Raw genomic sequence first — 14,819 nt, forward strand, 5'->3', positions numbered from 1 at the left:
GGAAGCGCGGCCGGGCGAGGGCCGCCGGTAATGCATGGGAGTCGCCCTTAGGAGAGGGGACAAGCCGGTCAAATGGTGCTATTCGGCGCCCATCAAAACCAAGGCTAGACCGGGAAGGACGCCGATGACCGTGCACACTGGAAGGCATTTCTTACAGATTCCAGGACCGACCAATGTGCCCGACCGGGTGCTGCGGGCGATGGACATGCCGACGCTGGACCATCGCGGTGCGGAGTTCGCCGAGCTCGGTTTTGCCGCGCTTGCCGCGATGCAGCGCGTGTTCCGCACCCAGCAGCCCGTGATCATCTTCCCCTCGTCCGGCACCGGCGCCTGGGAAGCGGCGATGGTCAACGTACTCGCACCCGGCGACAAGGTTTTGATGTGCGAGACCGGTCAGTTCGCCGTGTTGTGGCGCGGCATCGCCGACAAGTTCAAGCTCGACGTCGACTTCATCCCGAGCGACTGGCGCCATGGCGCCGACCTCGCCGAGATCGAGCAGCGCCTTGCCGCCGACAAGCCGCACACGATCAAGGCGGTCTGTGTCGTGCACAACGAGACTTCGACCGGCTGCGTGACGCCGCCGCTCGAAGTGCGCAAGCTGCTCGACCGCGTCAAGCATCCGGCCCTCCTGATGGTCGACACCATTTCCGGCCTCGGCTCGATGGAATACGAGCACGATGCCTGGGGCATCGACGTCTCGGTCGCCGGCTCCCAGAAGGGCCTGATGCTGCCCCCGGGCCTCGGCTTCAACGCCGTCTCGGAGAAGGCGCTCGCCGTGGCCAAAGCCAATCCGGGCATGCGCTCCTATTGGGATTGGCAGGAAGTCATCAGCTTCAACAAGCTCGGCACCTTCCCCTATACGCCCGCCACCAATCTGCTGATGGGCCTGCGCGAGGCCGTCAAGATGCTGGAGGAGGAAGGCCTCGAGAACGTGTGGACCCGCCACGAGCGCCACAGCGCCGCGACCCGCGCCGCGGTCAAGGTCTGGGGCCTGGAGACGCAGTGCGCCGATCCCGCCGCGCACTCGCCGGCGCTGACCGGCGTGCGCGTGCCCGATGGACACGACGCCGACGCCTTCCGCAAGGTGGTGCTCGAAAACTTCGACATGTCGCTCGGCACGGGCCTGAACAAGGTCAAGGGCAAGGTGTTCCGCATCGGCCATATCGGCCATTTCAACGATTTGATGCTGATGGGCACGCTTGCCGGCGTCGAGATGGGCCTGGATCTTGCAAAGATTCCGCACCGGAGCGGCGGCGTATTGGCGGCCATGGACGTCCTGAAGGGCCGCGATGCGGTGCCGATGGCCAAGGCTCAAGTAGCCTGAAGGCTCAGGTGGCCTAAAGGCTCAGGTGGCCTGAACTAACTCAGAAAGTGAGCGCGCGATGAACGCACCGACGACGACCAACGAAGACCTGCTCTACTCCGTCCAGGACGGCATCGCGCGGATCACCTTCAACCGCCCCCAGGCGCGCAACGCAATGACCTTCGCCATGTATGACCGCATGGCGGAGATCTGCCAGGAGATCAACGCCGATCGCTCGATCAAGGCGCTGATCCTGACCGGCGCCGGTGACAAGGCCTTCGCCTCCGGCACCGACATTTCTCAATTCCGCGCCTTCAAGACCGCGCAGGACGCGCTCGACTACGAGGCCCGCATCGACCGCGTGCTCGGCACGCTCGAGCAGTGCCGTGTGCCCGTGATCGCGGCGATTGCGGGAGCCTGCACCGGCGGCGGCGCCGGCATCGCGGCCTGCTGCGACCTTCGCATCGGTACCGAGACGACGCGCATCGGCTTTCCGATCGCACGCACGCTCGGCAACTGCCTGTCGATGTCCAACATCAGCCGCGTCGTCTCGCTGGTTGGTCCCGCCCGCACCAAGGATCTGATCTTCAAGGCGCGCCTCGTCGAGGCGCAGGAAGCGCTGTCGCTCGGCCTGCTCAACGAGGTCGTGCCCGACGTCGAGACGCTGCAGCGCCGTGCCGACGAGACCGCAAAGCTCGTCGCAAGCCATGCGCCGCTCACGCTGGAAGCGACCAAGGAGGCGGTGCGCCGCATCCGCCGCACGCTGTCGCGCGAAGAGGGCGAGGACCTGATCCTCAAGGCCTATATGAGCGAAGATTTCCGCGAGGGTATGGACGCCTTCCTCAACAAGCGTACACCGAACTGGAAGGGCAAGTAGCGCGCAACACTACGTCTCCGCGTCTCGATCGTTCAACTCGCGGCCGCGGGACCGCCGAGGCACCGACCTTGCAACGCCACAAGGTCAACCCGGCCAGAAATACGCCTAGGGCAAAGGCAATTGTTCGCTCAGCCAACCGATCCAAATCGCTGGCGCCATAAAAATTCCGAACGGCAGGAGGGCCGTAGCTCGTAGCGACTGCCGTCGCACGACAGCGTTGGCGGTGTAGGCGACAATCGCTGAAAGTGCGGCCAATTCGATCACCGCAGCCGCCGTTGGGAGTTCGAGCCAGGCACCGGCAACCGCGGCAAGCTTGACGTCCCCAAGTCCCAATCCGTCCCGGCCGCGCCAGTAACGGTAGAACAACAAGAGAAAAAACAACGGCAGACTTACCGCCGAGGCGCGAAAGACCGGCCAAAATATCGATGTTGCACTGGCATTGGGTAAGATTGCTTCGCGCAACAAGGCAATTCCGAAAGCCGCGGCGGTCAGCTCGTTTGGAATGCGATAGTGGCGGGCGTCGTTACAGGCGATGCCGAGCATTAAGGCGGCGAGGTATGCACCTAACAGCCCATCCGCGCCCGGCGCGATCATGAGGCTCGTGACAACGAGCGCGAATACGACAACAGCGAATGCCAAAGTGCTTTGAATTACTTCTGGTTTTCGACCAGTGGAATTCCGATTGAAATAGACCATAGGCTCTCGGCATCTGCGAAATGAGGAAACGATGCGCCCGCTCTTCACTGAAGTAACTGGGACCAGTGATCATATCGGTTGCATCTGGCACGCCGACCCATCCGTCCAATGGTCTCGCGGACTTTGTGGCACAAAGCTGTGACAAATTATCTTTCACCGCCAAACAGCAGGTAATTCCCGAACTTTCGTAAGGGCAATCCCAAACTGCAGCGTCTATTTGGGCGCTCGACTGCTATTCCGGTCCCGAGATTTCAGCGGTCCTGCTTGCAATCGATCTCATTCCAAAGTCATAAGCGGAGCGGCACCGGCCCGCTTGAACTGGCCGGCATTCGCCCGCACAATGCAATTCGCATTACTTCACGAATTGCCAATCCGAACAAGAACATAGGGAAGATGCGCGTGAGACATGGAATGAAGGCCGCAATCACGCTGGCCACCGCGCTTTGCGGCGCGCCAGCTTTTGCCGGCTGGGAGCCGACCAAGCCCGTCGAGATCGTGGTCGCCGCAGGCGCGGGCGGCGCCTCCGACCAGATGGCGCGGATGATGCAGGCCGCCATTCAGAAGAACAATCTGATGAAGCAGCCGATTGTCGTCTCGCTCAAGGGCGGCGCCTCGGGCGCGGAAGCGCTGATGTACATGAAGTCCAGCGAAGGCGACCCGAACAAGGCGCTGATCGCCTATTCGCTGATCTACATGCTGCCGCTGTCGGCGAAGATCCCGTTCAACTGGCGCGAGCTGACGCCGGTCTCGGTGATCGCGCTCGACCAGTTCGTGCTGTGGAACAACAGCGCAGGTCCGAAGACGGTGAAGGAATTCGTCGCGGCCGCGAAGGCGGCGAGTTCGCCGTTCAAGATGGGCGGCACCGGCTCCAAGCGTGAGGATCACGTGCTGACCGTCTTCCTCGAGCAGAAGACCGGCGCAAAATTCTCCTATCTGCCCTATAAGTCCGGCGGCGAGGCAGCGAGCCAGCTCGTCGGCAACCACACTGAATCCAACGTCAACAACCCGAGCGAAAATCTCGAAGTCTGGCGTGCCGGCCAGGTGCGTCCGCTCTGCGTGTTCGACAAGGAGCGCATCTCCTACACCAGCAAGGTGACGGACACGCAATCCTGGGCCGACATCCCGACCTGCAAGGAGGAGGGCGTTGACGTCCAGTATCTGATGCTGCGCGCGATGTTCCTGCCCGGCAAGGTCACGCCGGAGCAGCAGGCGTTCTATGTCGATCTGTTCCACAAGGTGACGCAGACCGCGGAATACAAGGACTACATGGAAAAGCAGGCGCTAAAGCCGATCTTCCTCACCGGCAAGGACATGGTGCAATTCCTCGAGGAGGACGACGCCACCAACAAGTCGCTGATGACGGAAGCCGGATTCGTCGCGAAGTAGCCGTCTCTCTTCTCCCTCTCCCCGTTCTTACGGGGAGAGGGCAGGGGTGAGGGGCTCCCTCCCCGAAGAGAGTGGCAGACGGACTCGCGGAGAGTCCCCTCACCCGGCGCTTCGGCGTTCTAGAAAACGGCCGCGGACGCGGCCTCTGCCTCTCCCCCGCAAGCGGGGCGAGGTGACATCATTCCCGGCTTTTGCAAAGCAGCTCATGTCCCAAACCGATCTTGAAATCGTCGTCGACGATCCGACCGCACCTGAAGACGGCTCCCCCTCCGTCGTCTCCTCCGGCACGATCGAGATATTCGTCTGCCTGCTGTTGCTCGCGTTGGCCGCAACGCTCGGCTATGACAATTGGCGCACCGGCGCCTCCTGGGATTCGACCGGGCCGGAGCCCGGCTATTTCCCGTTCTATCTCTCCGTCATCCTCGGTGGCGGCAGCCTCTATGGCCTGATTGCGGCCTTCGTGGCGCACCGCGCGGCATCCGAAAGCTTCGTCACGCGTGCGCAAGCGCGCCGTGTGATGGCGGTGTTCGTGCCGACGCTGCTGTTCTGCCTGGTGATGCAGTTCCTCGGCCTCTACGTCGCGAGCTTTCTCCTGATCGCAGGCTTCATGCGGCTCGTCGGCAAGATCGCGCTGTGGAAGGCGCTGCTCACTGCCTTCCTGTTCACGGCGATCATGTTCGTCACCTTCGACATCGCCTTCGACGTCATCATGCCGAAAGGGCCGCTCGAAGCGGCCTTCGGCCACTAGGCGCTCACGATGGAAGCGTTCGGTCTCTTGCTTCATGGCTTCGCCGTCCTGCTGACGTGGAAGACGCTCGCGCTGATGATGGTCGGGCTGGTGCTCGGCATCTTCGTCGGCGTGCTGCCCGGGCTCGGCGGCCCCAACGGCGTTGCGATCCTGCTGCCGCTCACCTTCACGATGGATCCGACCTCGGCGATCGTGATGCTGTCCTGCATCTACTGGGGCGCGCTGTTCGGCGGCGCCATCACCTCGATCCTGTTCAACATCCCGGGCGAGGCCTGGTCGGTCGCGACCACGTTCGACGGCTATCCGATGGCGCAGCAGGGCAGGGCGGCGGAAGCGCTGACCGCGGCGTTCACGTCCTCCTTCATCGGCTCGCTGGTCGCGGTGCTGCTGATCACTTTCCTCGCGCCGATGATCTCGTCCTTTGCGTTGAAGTTCGGCCCGCCCGAGTTCTTCGCGGTTTATCTGCTGACCTTCTGCTCCTTTGTCGGATTGGGGCGCGAGGCCAAGCACAAGACGGTCATCTCGATGTCGCTCGGCCTTCTGCTCGCCGGCGTCGGCATGGACACGGTGTCGGGTAATCTGCGCATGACCTTCGGCTCGTCAGAGCTCTTGCGCGGCATCAACTTCCTCGTTGCCGTCATCGGCCTGTTCGGCATCAGCGAGATCCTACTGACGATGGAGGAGCGGCTGGCGCTGCGCGGACACGCGGCAAGCATCTCGCTCCGCGTCGTGCTCAGCGTCTGGAAGGACCTGCCGAAATACTGGGTGACGCTGTTGCGTTCCTCCTTCATCGGCTGCTGGCTCGGCATCACCCCGGGTGGCGCGATCGCGGCCTCCTTCATGGGTTACAACCTCGCAAAACGCTTCGCCAAGGATCCCGAGAGCTTTGGCAAGGGCCGCATCGAGGGCGTGTTCGCACCGGAGACGGCAGCGCATGCCTCCGGCACCTCGGCGCTGCTGCCGATGCTGGCGCTCGGCATTCCCGGTTCCGGCACGGCCGCGATCCTGCTCGGCGGGTTAATGGTGTGGGGACTCAATCCGGGTCCGCTGCTGTTCGTGGAGCACAAGGACTTCGTCTGGGGCCTGATCGCCTCGATGTATCTCGGCAATGTCGTCGGCCTCGTGCTGGTGTTGACGACGGTGCCGATCTTCGCCTCGATCCTGCGGGTGCCGTTCGCCGCGGTGGCGCCGATGATCGTGGTGTCCTGCGCGATCGGCGCCTATGCGATCCAGAACGCGATGTTCGACATCTGGCTGATGCTGGGCTTCGGCGTCGTCGGCTACATTTTCAAGAAGATCGGCATCCCGCTCGCGCCGTTCACTCTGGCGCTCGTGCTCGGCAACCGCGCCGAGGATGCCTTCCGCCTGTCGATGATCGGGGCCGGCGGCAACCTCAAGGTGTTCTGGTCGAACGGCCTCGTCGGCTCGATCACAACCTTGGCGATCGTGCTGTTGTTTTGGCCTGTGATCGACCGCTTGCTGCGCTGCGTCGGATGGCCGCGGCGGGCGAAGCCTGCCGCTTGACCCAAGCGGATTGGAAACTGGAGCGCTGAACGTCGTGAACACCACGGGATCTGGGAGGCAGCGGCTTTACGATTGCAAGCGCGGCTGCGGGCTTGATCAAGGCGACGCTCAGCAACGTCAAGGTGATCAGCGCGGCCAGCGGTATCGGCGTGGGTGCCGGCGCCGCCGTTCACCTCAGCAATTCGGTCGTGTCAAGCAACTCGGTTGCCGGCATTGCCATCTCGGGCCGCGGCATCAACATTGACGCCACGACGATTTCCTTCAACACGATCGGCATCAAGCAAGTCGGCGGATCGGTCAACTGTCCAACAACGACCATTCGTTCAACAGCACCGGCGTGTCCGGCACGGTCAACTCGCATTCGAACAATCGCTTCACGAACAACGGTGCCGGCGGAACGATCACGCCAATCGGCAGCACGACCAATCCGACCGGATTGCAGTAAGAACGAGAATCGCAGGGCTCAGCGATGACGTGAAATGCAAAAGCCCCGGCTCGCCGGGGCTTTTGGTGTTTGCAACGTTTTCCGTGCCGGCGCGATGCGGGTCGTCGGGTTGGGCCGGCCCGACCAGGACCTGAGCGAAGCTGCCGCCGTTCAAATCGGGAGAGCGAAGCTGGCGAAAATTTACCGACTGCGGCACTTGTTTCTGGGTCGCGCGTCCCCCGCCAAACATAGCCGAGCATGCATCCCTGATCTGGTCCTCGTGATCGCGGTGACGATGAATCGAAGCCCGGCGGTGACGCCGGGCTTTCGTTATTTCATCGTGAAACGGTCAGAGCCTGTGACGCTTCCCGCGCTTGTCAGCGACGTTAATCAGCATCAGGATACAAGCGTAGATAGAGCTTCATTGATCTGTTCTTTTTGGAGGACATCATGGCAGTTGAGCATTATCGAGCCCGGAAGGGCGAGGAGATTCCACACGCGGCCGCCGCTGCAGCTCCCGGAGGCTACACGATCGAAGTTCGGTTCCTGGGCGGGCTGACGCCCAAGCAGAAGGCCGCCTTCAAGCTTGCTGCGAACCGCTGGACACACGCGATCGTCGGCGATCTGCCTGATGTCATTGTCGGTGGCGAGAGGATCAATAACCTGCGTATCACGGCGCAGGGCACCGACATTGACGGTCCCGGGAGGATTCTTGGTCAGGCAGGACCGAACCGCCTGCGCCCGCAGAATGCGGGAGCTGCTGCGTTCCTGCCGGCGACAGGCGACATGCAATTCGATACGGCCGACCTCGCGGCGATGGAGGCGGACGGCACCCTGAACGACGTCATCACGCACGAGATGGGGCACGTGATCGGCATCGGGACGATCTGGACGAACAAGAAATTGTTGAAGAGGACTCACCCGAACAATCCGACATTCAACGGCGCCAACGCCATGCGCGAATACGGCAAGCTCCGTGGTTCCGCGGGGTCGCTGCCCGTTCCCGTCGAAAACACGGGCGGGGAGGGGACGGTGGACTCGCATTGGCGCGACACCGTGTTCGGTGCAGAGCTGATGACCGGCTTCGTCAACGTGGGCGGTAATCCGATGAGTCGGGTGACGATAGCAAGCTTGCAGGATCTCGGCTATCAGGTGAACATGGACGCTGCCCAGCCGTATCAGCTACCTGATCATCTCCATATGGCTGAGGCGGGGCTCGTTGCCGCGCATGCTGAAAAGGCAAGAGGCATCGTGCTCCCGCGGATTCCGATCACGTTGCCCGAGGAGAGCCTTGGCCCCTAAGGCTAACTCTTTGCCAAGCAAGGCTCCTCGGGAATTCAGGGATACAGGATCATGGAGGGCATGAAGCGACCGGAAGCGATCGTGCTTCCAGATTCGTCACTGATCCCGTCGGACTGCCTGATCTCGCCGCCGCCCAACCAGTTCACCCACGAGGTGGCGAGATCGCAGCCCTTCTATGCCTCGCAGGGCGCGCCGAGCGACCCACCGACCGGGCAGTTCGAGGCGGGAGCCAAGGTCGTGCTGCTCTACCATGACGGCGGCGAGCTTTGTCGTGTCGTCGATGCTGCCGGCCGCTACGTCGGCACGCGCTTCGACGGTTTGCGCAAGATCTAGATGGTTGCGTAAGCCGTCAATGCGCGGCCGATGGTGACCCCCGCGGCGATCCGGATCCGAAACGCCGGCTGTCGATATGCGGCCGTTCTTCGCACCACCTTGGCGTTCCGCAGCGTCGCGATCTCGTCTGCACTGAGGCCGAGCTCCTTCAAGATCTCGTCGGTCTGCTCGCTGAATTCCGGCGGCCGCGCCACCATCTTGCTCGGCGTGCGCGACAGCGTGACGGGTTGGCCCGACCAGTCGAATGTGGCGGTCCTCGTCGTTCGGCACGTCCTGAGCGCAGGTCTTTGCGCGGGGTAATGGCTGAGAGAGGTCGGAGAATTCTCGCCAAACGGATGATCTTGCACGCAGATCTCGCAGCTCTTTTAGGCAGCGTCGGGAGTCTTCTCAGCCATGGCATTCATATGGAGCCGGGATTCAGATTACCGTCCGGCCCGCGCGTGATTCCTGTTGGAGCGACCTGATCACGCACCGCCAGAAATCCTGCTTGACCCCAACTTCGCCCTCGAAATCGGTGTTGCCGATGATGTCTCAGAAATGGATGATTGGGCCGTGAGGATGCAATTCATCTGCGACGTCTTAGAGAAAGGCATCCTGACAAAATCGAACGCCGCAAAAAGCAGATGAAAAAAGGGAGTAAGGCTGTTCTGCAGCGATGGCCGTGCAGCTGACACCTCTGCGAGGCCAACGCGCTTTAATTCGTTAATAGCGCTTACGGTCCAGAATGGGGCGCCTTGCGTATACGAGCAATTCAAAACATGAAGGCCCGCGGATTCACAGTGACGAATGAAGCTAGCTTTGGTGAAGAGAACAAAATGTCGAGGCGTGTGATATCCTCCCCAGGAACGATATCTAAAAATACGAGCGTCTAGCGAGTCGTAGTTGGGCGTTTTAATCCAAATGAGACCACCAGGAGAAAGCAGGCTCTTTGCCTTTTTCAGTATCTGGATCGGATCTGGAACGTGCTCGATCAGGTTTAGCATCAAGATCAAGTCAAACGTTTTTTCAGTCTCGAAGCCTTCAATAGGCGTGAGGTGAAAGTTGTGACCTTTGGCGCGGGCGACATCGGCCGCTCCAGCATCAATGTCTACGACGGTTGTATCAGCAATTCTGGAATCGGCTCTCTTCAGCCCGTCGAGGAGCCAACCGATTCCACCTCCAACGTCTAATGCAGACAGGCGTTCTCCATTGAGTTGTTTGGTGATTGCTTGGAAAGCCCTGTCGTCAAGACGCTTCTTGAAGCGTAGTGCCAAGGTATCGGCTGCATTGGCGTGAAACGAATAATAGTTGGATGGATAGATTTCATTCAGCCGATCCGACAGCATCGGGTAAATGAACAGAATATCGCAGCTGTCACAGCGGTAGAAATCGAAGAGCCTGCCGGATGTAAAATACTCAACGTCGGTGGCTTTCGCGAAATGACGCACAGAACCATCGGCACAAATCGGGCACGTTATTTTGGTCATGTGAACCTGAAGAGACTGAGGAACGTTTTCAGATATGTGGAGCGACGCTGCTCGATAACCGATGCTAACTCCGTCTTGAGGAGATATGCCTCCATTTCATGCAAGTTGGTATAGGAAACCTGCGGCTCCCAGTGGTGCAGTAGGTGGCGATTGAATCCCGCGGCTCCGAATACCGATGCGAATATGCCGGGTCCAAACACCCTCGTATAGGCGCCATGATCATGCTCATTGTAATCGACACATGGATCCGCAGAGGGGTCTCTATGTTCCAGCAACTGGCGAAGAGCGCCGAAGAGGGGGAAAAACATCACGGTCCCCAGGACCCACGCGGCGCAAAAAAGTAGCTCGCGAGAAAAGAAAGAAATCGTGACGATTGCAATGTGCGCAAGGAGACCCATGGGCCTGACCCATGTGCCTCGATCGACCCTCTTGGCTTTAGCTTCGAGTTCGGTGCGCGACCGCAGCACTTCCATCACTCGGACGCCAAACAGAGCCTTGATTAGAAATGCCAGATTAAGCGAGGAGAAATAAGTCGATTCGCTGTCGTCGATTTTGCCGAGCGCGCGATGATGCTGAAAATGGGTGATGCGGTACTGCTGAACAGATGTGCCTATCATCCAAGCAACCAGAATGTTGCATAGAAAATCACTCTGTCCTCTATCAGGGGCGAAATTGAAGTGAGCGCCTTCATGAAGGAACAGTTGCAGGTAGGCGATCCAGAAGCCAATAGAGATTGCACCAGCAACCACAGTAAATAGCAGTCCATAGTCCATTTCCACGGGCACGGCGCGGACAAGCGCAAAAGTAACAATCAGCGCAAAGTAGCCGAGCGCAATATCCAGATAGAGCCTCGTATAGTTGGGCGTCAGCGTCTTGATGAAGTCCGCGTATCTGAGACCTTCGTCATTTACGAGAAATGGCCTTAGTTCCTGAAACCTTCGCGAATAGTCATCTTTACTATCGATCATTTGCCGTCACCCCGGAGATGGTTCGCCGCCTGAGCGTGCGCCGAGCGTCATTGGTTTCGCCCCCGTCTGGCTCAAGTTGAAGAGGTCAGGTTAATATTTCCATTCGAGAACGGACAGCGAACGGCAGCCGGGCGCAACAAACCGATGGATTATTAGATTCCGCCAGCGGGGCGACGATCTAATTCGCAACCTCTAATCGAGCAACTCATGACCGACCCTTCGACGCCGATACCAAGTTGCGCACCGTCTCACTTCTACAATTCGCCTGGTGGCGCTACGGCTATCGCGCAGTCGCCGACTACCGGCGCGAGCGGTGGCGTTAACGGTGGGCTCGGCGGCTCCGAGCCGCGGCCGCGCAATATCGCGCTGTTTGCGTGGATCAAGTACTGAGAACTCGCTATGAAAATCTGGAATTACAGCTCAGAAGCCGGCGAGGTCCTTACAGAGAGCGCCGCCGATCCCTGTCCCGTGCAGGAAGACGTTTGGTTAATCCCGGCTTTCGCGCCGAATATCCTATTCGCGGACGGAGCTTGATTCGTCATGCTGGAAGCCGTTCTTATGCTACTAGGAATTGGAGCGCTGGCTCTTGAAAGCTTGATGCGACACTGCTTGAGCTGGACACGCCGGGGGTGACGCTGCTCCACTGCCCGCCGGACTGGCAATGCATCTTCAGCGACAATGTGGCGGTCGCCCATCGGCGGTTGGATGTGTTGTAGAAATAGTTCAGGCGGTACCAAAGGCGGCGTATTGGGCGCCGAGCGGAATACGCCTCAAGGCGCCCTCGACGCGGCGTGCCGGCTCTGCCTCCCAGGGCAACAGTAGGAAATGATGCGCGCCGATCTTCTGCAAACCGCTAGCCGCCATCAATCTCCGTGCCTTGCGAGCGCTGAGCAACACGGCGTCGCGATCGAATTCGCAGCGCGCAACGGCAAGGCGGGTAAGCGGATTGAGGGGATTGTGCTCGATGATGCAGATAAGGCCCCCCGGGCGCGCCACGCGCCGCATCTCATTGATGAAGTTGGTCCATTGGGCAGGCGCGACGTGGTGCAGCACGCAAATCGCAGTCACGATATCGAAACTGTCGTCGTCGAAGGGAAAGCTCCTGCCGTCGAAGGCGCGGTACTCGCCGCCGGGATTGTCGGCGCGCGCCTGCTCGATACTCTCCGATGAAACATCGATGCCGGTCAGGCTGCCGACCATGCCGCGCAGCAACGGATGAAAGCTGCCGACGCCACAACCGACGTCGAGCATCGCGGGTCCTGCCGATCCGAGACGCCGCGCGGTCAGGTCGCGCAGGAGGTCGGCTTTGGAGCGCATGAAGAAGCTGTGGGGCAGGCCCGAGAAGTCGATCGATGATTGGACGACGTCCCGGTAATTGCTGCGGTACTGGTCGAAGAGCTCGCTCATGTGGGCTCACCATTCGTGCATGGCGTGAGCTGCGGCGCTCGCCGGCGCAGCCTGGGCGCGATCGAAGCCCAACCGCTTCTGGACGACGTAGAGTGGACGGTGTTTCACCTCGGCATGAATGCGGCCGATGTAGAGCCCGACGATGCCCGTCATGAGCATGTTAAGTCCGCATAGGAGCGATATGACTACCATGGTCGAGGACCAGCCGGCAACCAGGTGGCTGTCCTTGCTCATCCACAGCACAAGCACCCAGCCGCCGTAGAGGAGCGCCAGGCACGACACCGCGAGCCCACACCAGATTGCCAGGCGTAAGGGCACATCGGAAAAGCCGAGCGCTGCAGCCAACGCAAGACGGGTCATCTTGAGCAGAGGATATTTTGTTTCGCCGGCCGCGCGCTCAAGGCGATGGAAGGTCACTTCAGTCTGCCGGAAGCCGAGCCAGGCGATCATGCCGCGCACGAAGCGGTCCCGCTCCGGCATCTGGCGCAGCGCGTCGAGCACCTTGCGATCGATCAGGCGGAAGTCACCGACGTCGGCCGGAATCCGAACCGAGGTCATGCGCCCGAGTATCCGGTAGAACAGATGGGCCGTCGAGCGCTTAAACCGGCTTTCGCCAGCGCGCGACAGGCGCCGCGCATAGACGACTTCGTAACCTTCTTCCCATTTGGCGATGAGTTGCTCCACGACCTCAGGCGGGTCCTGCAGATCGGCATCCATAACCACAATCGCTTGGCCCTGCGCCGCGTCCATGCCGGCGGTAATAGCGACTTGGTGGCCGAAATTGCGCGACAGGCCGATCAAGCGGTAGCGCGGATCGCGTTTGACGAGAGCTTCCAGCACGATGGGGCCGGAATCGCTGCTGCCATCGTCCACGATGATGACCTCCGCCGTCCCACGGAGCCGGGTCAGCAGCTGGTCGAGCCGGCGCAGCAAGACCGGCAGCACGGCCTCCTCATTGAAAACCGGGACAATGATGCTGTAACTGACCGGCTGGGAATCGATTGCCATTAGGGGGTCCATTCCGCTTTGAATGGGCTGAAATCTAGAACACCTGTGGTTAAAGCAGCCTTGCATGAACAACTAGGAACGGCCCGAACGGAGGCTCTTTTTTTGTGAAAACCGGGATGGAGGGCCAAGAAGGCTTATCCGGTCGGGCCGGGCGGCCCCGAACGGACAGGCATCCAACGTTTTACCCAATGCGAGACTGCCCCTGTCGTGAGCGGACTCGGACGACGCCCGCCCGCCTCCCTTAGTCTTTCGGTGCCCTGCGCGGTCTGATCGAAGCCCGGCCGCTTGTGATAGGGGCCGTCCTAGCCGAAGGGGGGAGGTTGCCTTAGACGATGCCCGGATTGATCGTATGCGGAGCTTCTTCTAGACGTCGGGCGGGAAATTCTCGACCACCACGTCCGCCTTGGCCGCGAGGCGCTTGAGCACGGCGAGCCCGTGTTCGTCCTTAAGGTTCAGCGTCGCACCCGCTTGTTGCGAAGCAGATTCTGGGAGTCCTGGTCAAACGGTTTGGTCGGCTCGACCATGAGCTGGCAGTCTGCCGCTCTTCTTGGCGAGGCGGATCGAGGCGGCGCCTTGGGAGGCAAGAACGGCGGCGAGCCCGCCATAGACGATCAGATCGATCTTCCGCCAGAAGGCTTCCACTCCACCGACCAGCGTTCAAAGCCCCTGATTCCAGTCACGAACTAGCGACCGCACGCGCCAGCGATGACACGAAGATTTTGAACCTTTCTCGGGGCCAAGGCACTACCCTGATAATCTTTAGGGTACGGTTCTATGACTATCGTTCATATCGTCGGCTGGGTTTTATTGGCAGCGGTGCTGGCGGCTACTCTGAGCATAAAGAAAAGGCCGTTGTGTTGAGCGCAGTTGCTTGATGCCCGGCTCACAGCGATAAAATCATCCATACCTGCGTGTCGTTCGGTTGGATTGCGCTACTCGCGATTGTTGCCACCCCCAAAGCGTTGAAGATCGACAGCACGACAAAGCTGAACAGATAAGTTCGTTCCGCCCAATCCATAAGCGTCCCCTGCTTGTACAACCTGTGGTATTCCATATCGCGCTTAATTGCATGCGAAAAGAAAGCAACATTGACCTAAAAGCACTTTTGACGGCGTCGCATTCGAATACGATGTGATCGAGTGATGAGTGGATAATCAGGGCCACATCGTTGGTGGGTCGAGGGCCTTGCGGCCCGCCGCTTTCAACGCGTCGGTTGAGAGCTGTCCGTGTGCTGCGGCATCCAGCAGCTTCGAGGCAACGTACGCTCTGGCGCCCGTCTCGCTTACAGGAATATTTTCGCAAACTTCCTCGAGCACCGCCCTGAGCAGCGCAGTTATTTCAGCATCAAACACGCCGAACTCCCGAAATGAGAGGATA

General features: G+C 60.4%; 14 protein-coding genes and 2 pseudogenes. 8 read left to right on the plus strand and 8 right to left on the minus strand.

Annotated elements, in window-relative coordinates:
* The first annotated feature begins 124 nt into the window (after positions 1–124).
* Positions 125–1,324, plus strand: a complete 1,200-nt coding sequence (locus AC5ZFO_RS33625) for a pyridoxal-phosphate-dependent aminotransferase family protein (RefSeq protein ID WP_496123058.1) — start codon at positions 125–127, stop codon at positions 1,322–1,324.
* A gap of 58 nt (positions 1,325–1,382) precedes the next feature.
* Positions 1,383–2,180, plus strand: a complete 798-nt coding sequence (locus tag AC5ZFO_RS33630) for an enoyl-CoA hydratase/isomerase family protein (RefSeq protein ID WP_028156590.1) — start codon at positions 1,383–1,385, stop codon at positions 2,178–2,180.
* A gap of 105 nt (positions 2,181–2,285) precedes the next feature.
* Here AC5ZFO_RS33630 and AC5ZFO_RS33635 read toward each other — a convergent pair whose 3' ends face one another.
* A complete protein-coding gene (locus AC5ZFO_RS33635; RefSeq protein ID WP_496123059.1) occupies positions 2,286–2,876 on the minus strand; it encodes a prepilin peptidase in 591 nt (196 codons plus the stop codon).
* Positions 2,877–3,287: 411 nt separating this feature from the next.
* On the opposite strand from AC5ZFO_RS33635, the gene AC5ZFO_RS33640 reads away from it, so the two are divergent.
* From AC5ZFO_RS33640 to AC5ZFO_RS33665, 6 genes are all read left to right on the plus strand, one after another.
* On the plus strand, positions 3,288–4,262 hold the full coding sequence (locus AC5ZFO_RS33640; RefSeq protein WP_496123060.1) for a Bug family tripartite tricarboxylate transporter substrate binding protein: 975 nt from the start codon (positions 3,288–3,290) through the stop codon (positions 4,260–4,262).
* A gap of 205 nt (positions 4,263–4,467) precedes the next feature.
* A complete protein-coding gene (locus AC5ZFO_RS33645; protein ID WP_496123061.1) occupies positions 4,468–5,010 on the plus strand; it encodes a tripartite tricarboxylate transporter TctB family protein in 543 nt (180 codons plus the stop codon).
* Between the two features lie 9 nt (positions 5,011–5,019).
* Positions 5,020–6,534 (plus strand): tripartite tricarboxylate transporter permease, encoded by a 1,515-nt coding sequence (locus tag AC5ZFO_RS33650; RefSeq protein ID WP_496123062.1) that lies wholly within the window; start codon positions 5,020–5,022, stop codon positions 6,532–6,534.
* Positions 6,535–6,626: 92 nt separating this feature from the next.
* Positions 6,627–7,007 carry a hypothetical protein gene (locus tag AC5ZFO_RS33655; RefSeq protein ID WP_496123063.1) on the plus strand — a complete coding sequence of 127 codons (381 nt, stop codon included), beginning with the start codon at positions 6,627–6,629 and terminating at the stop codon, positions 7,005–7,007.
* 389 nt (positions 7,008–7,396) lie between these two features.
* Complete coding sequence (locus tag AC5ZFO_RS33660) at positions 7,397–8,260, plus strand: leishmanolysin-related zinc metalloendopeptidase (RefSeq protein WP_496123064.1); 864 nt, start codon at positions 7,397–7,399, stop codon at positions 8,258–8,260.
* A 60-nt stretch (positions 8,261–8,320) separates the two neighbouring features.
* Positions 8,321–8,593, plus strand: a complete 273-nt coding sequence (locus AC5ZFO_RS33665; RefSeq protein WP_245285670.1) for a hypothetical protein — start codon at positions 8,321–8,323, stop codon at positions 8,591–8,593.
* A gap of 92 nt (positions 8,594–8,685) precedes the next feature.
* Here AC5ZFO_RS33665 and AC5ZFO_RS33670 read toward each other — a convergent pair.
* The 7 genes and pseudogenes from AC5ZFO_RS33670 to AC5ZFO_RS33700 all read right to left on the minus strand — a co-directional run.
* Positions 8,686–8,872, minus strand: a pseudogene (locus AC5ZFO_RS33670) (CoA transferase); the annotation flags it as partial.
* A gap of 185 nt (positions 8,873–9,057) precedes the next feature.
* The gene (locus AC5ZFO_RS33675) at positions 9,058–10,059 is read right to left on the minus strand and encodes a class I SAM-dependent methyltransferase (protein ID WP_496123065.1); all 1,002 of its coding nucleotides are present in this window, start codon (positions 10,057–10,059) and stop codon (positions 9,058–9,060) included.
* Positions 10,056–11,027: a fatty acid desaturase family protein gene (locus tag AC5ZFO_RS33680; protein WP_496123066.1), complete on the minus strand. Its 972-nt coding sequence runs from the start codon at positions 11,025–11,027 to the stop codon at positions 10,056–10,058. The genes AC5ZFO_RS33675 and AC5ZFO_RS33680 overlap by 4 nt, the downstream gene beginning before the upstream one ends.
* Before the next feature lie 723 nt (positions 11,028–11,750).
* A complete protein-coding gene (locus AC5ZFO_RS33685; protein WP_496123067.1) occupies positions 11,751–12,434 on the minus strand; it encodes a class I SAM-dependent methyltransferase in 684 nt (227 codons plus the stop codon).
* A 6-nt stretch (positions 12,435–12,440) separates the two neighbouring features.
* Positions 12,441–13,442 carry a glycosyltransferase family 2 protein gene (locus tag AC5ZFO_RS33690; RefSeq protein WP_496123068.1) on the minus strand — a complete coding sequence of 334 codons (1,002 nt, stop codon included), beginning with the start codon at positions 13,440–13,442 and terminating at the stop codon, positions 12,441–12,443.
* Between the two features lie 362 nt (positions 13,443–13,804).
* Positions 13,805–13,936: pseudogene (locus AC5ZFO_RS33695) on the minus strand (CoA transferase); the annotation flags it as partial.
* Between the two features lie 660 nt (positions 13,937–14,596).
* Positions 14,597–14,794 carry a hypothetical protein gene (locus AC5ZFO_RS33700; RefSeq protein ID WP_312016811.1) on the minus strand — a complete coding sequence of 66 codons (198 nt, stop codon included), beginning with the start codon at positions 14,792–14,794 and terminating at the stop codon, positions 14,597–14,599.
* Positions 14,795–14,819: the final 25 nt, after the last annotated feature.

The sequence above is a fragment of the Bradyrhizobium sp. Unk1 genome (assembly GCF_059512345.1).

Excerpts from the sequence above, each read along its gene's own strand:
- AC5ZFO_RS33625 (WP_496123058.1), top strand. The coding sequence starts at position 125 with ATGACCGTGCACACTGGAAGGCATTTCTTACAGATTCCAGGACCGACC.
- AC5ZFO_RS33630 (WP_028156590.1), top strand. The coding sequence starts at position 1,383 with ATGAACGCACCGACGACGACCAACGAAGACCTGCTCTACTCCGTCCAG.
- AC5ZFO_RS33635 (WP_496123059.1), bottom strand. The coding sequence starts at position 2,876 with ATGGTCTATTTCAATCGGAATTCCACTGGTCGAAAACCAGAAGTAATT.
- AC5ZFO_RS33640 (WP_496123060.1), top strand. The coding sequence starts at position 3,288 with ATGAAGGCCGCAATCACGCTGGCCACCGCGCTTTGCGGCGCGCCAGCT.
- AC5ZFO_RS33645 (WP_496123061.1), top strand. The coding sequence starts at position 4,468 with ATGTCCCAAACCGATCTTGAAATCGTCGTCGACGATCCGACCGCACCT.
- AC5ZFO_RS33650 (WP_496123062.1), top strand. The coding sequence starts at position 5,020 with ATGGAAGCGTTCGGTCTCTTGCTTCATGGCTTCGCCGTCCTGCTGACG.
- AC5ZFO_RS33665 (WP_245285670.1), top strand. The coding sequence starts at position 8,321 with ATGAAGCGACCGGAAGCGATCGTGCTTCCAGATTCGTCACTGATCCCG.
- AC5ZFO_RS33675 (WP_496123065.1), bottom strand. The coding sequence starts at position 10,059 with ATGACCAAAATAACGTGCCCGATTTGTGCCGATGGTTCTGTGCGTCAT.
- AC5ZFO_RS33680 (WP_496123066.1), bottom strand. The coding sequence starts at position 11,027 with ATGATCGATAGTAAAGATGACTATTCGCGAAGGTTTCAGGAACTAAGG.
- AC5ZFO_RS33685 (WP_496123067.1), bottom strand. The coding sequence starts at position 12,434 with ATGAGCGAGCTCTTCGACCAGTACCGCAGCAATTACCGGGACGTCGTC.
- AC5ZFO_RS33690 (WP_496123068.1), bottom strand. The coding sequence starts at position 13,442 with ATGGCAATCGATTCCCAGCCGGTCAGTTACAGCATCATTGTCCCGGTT.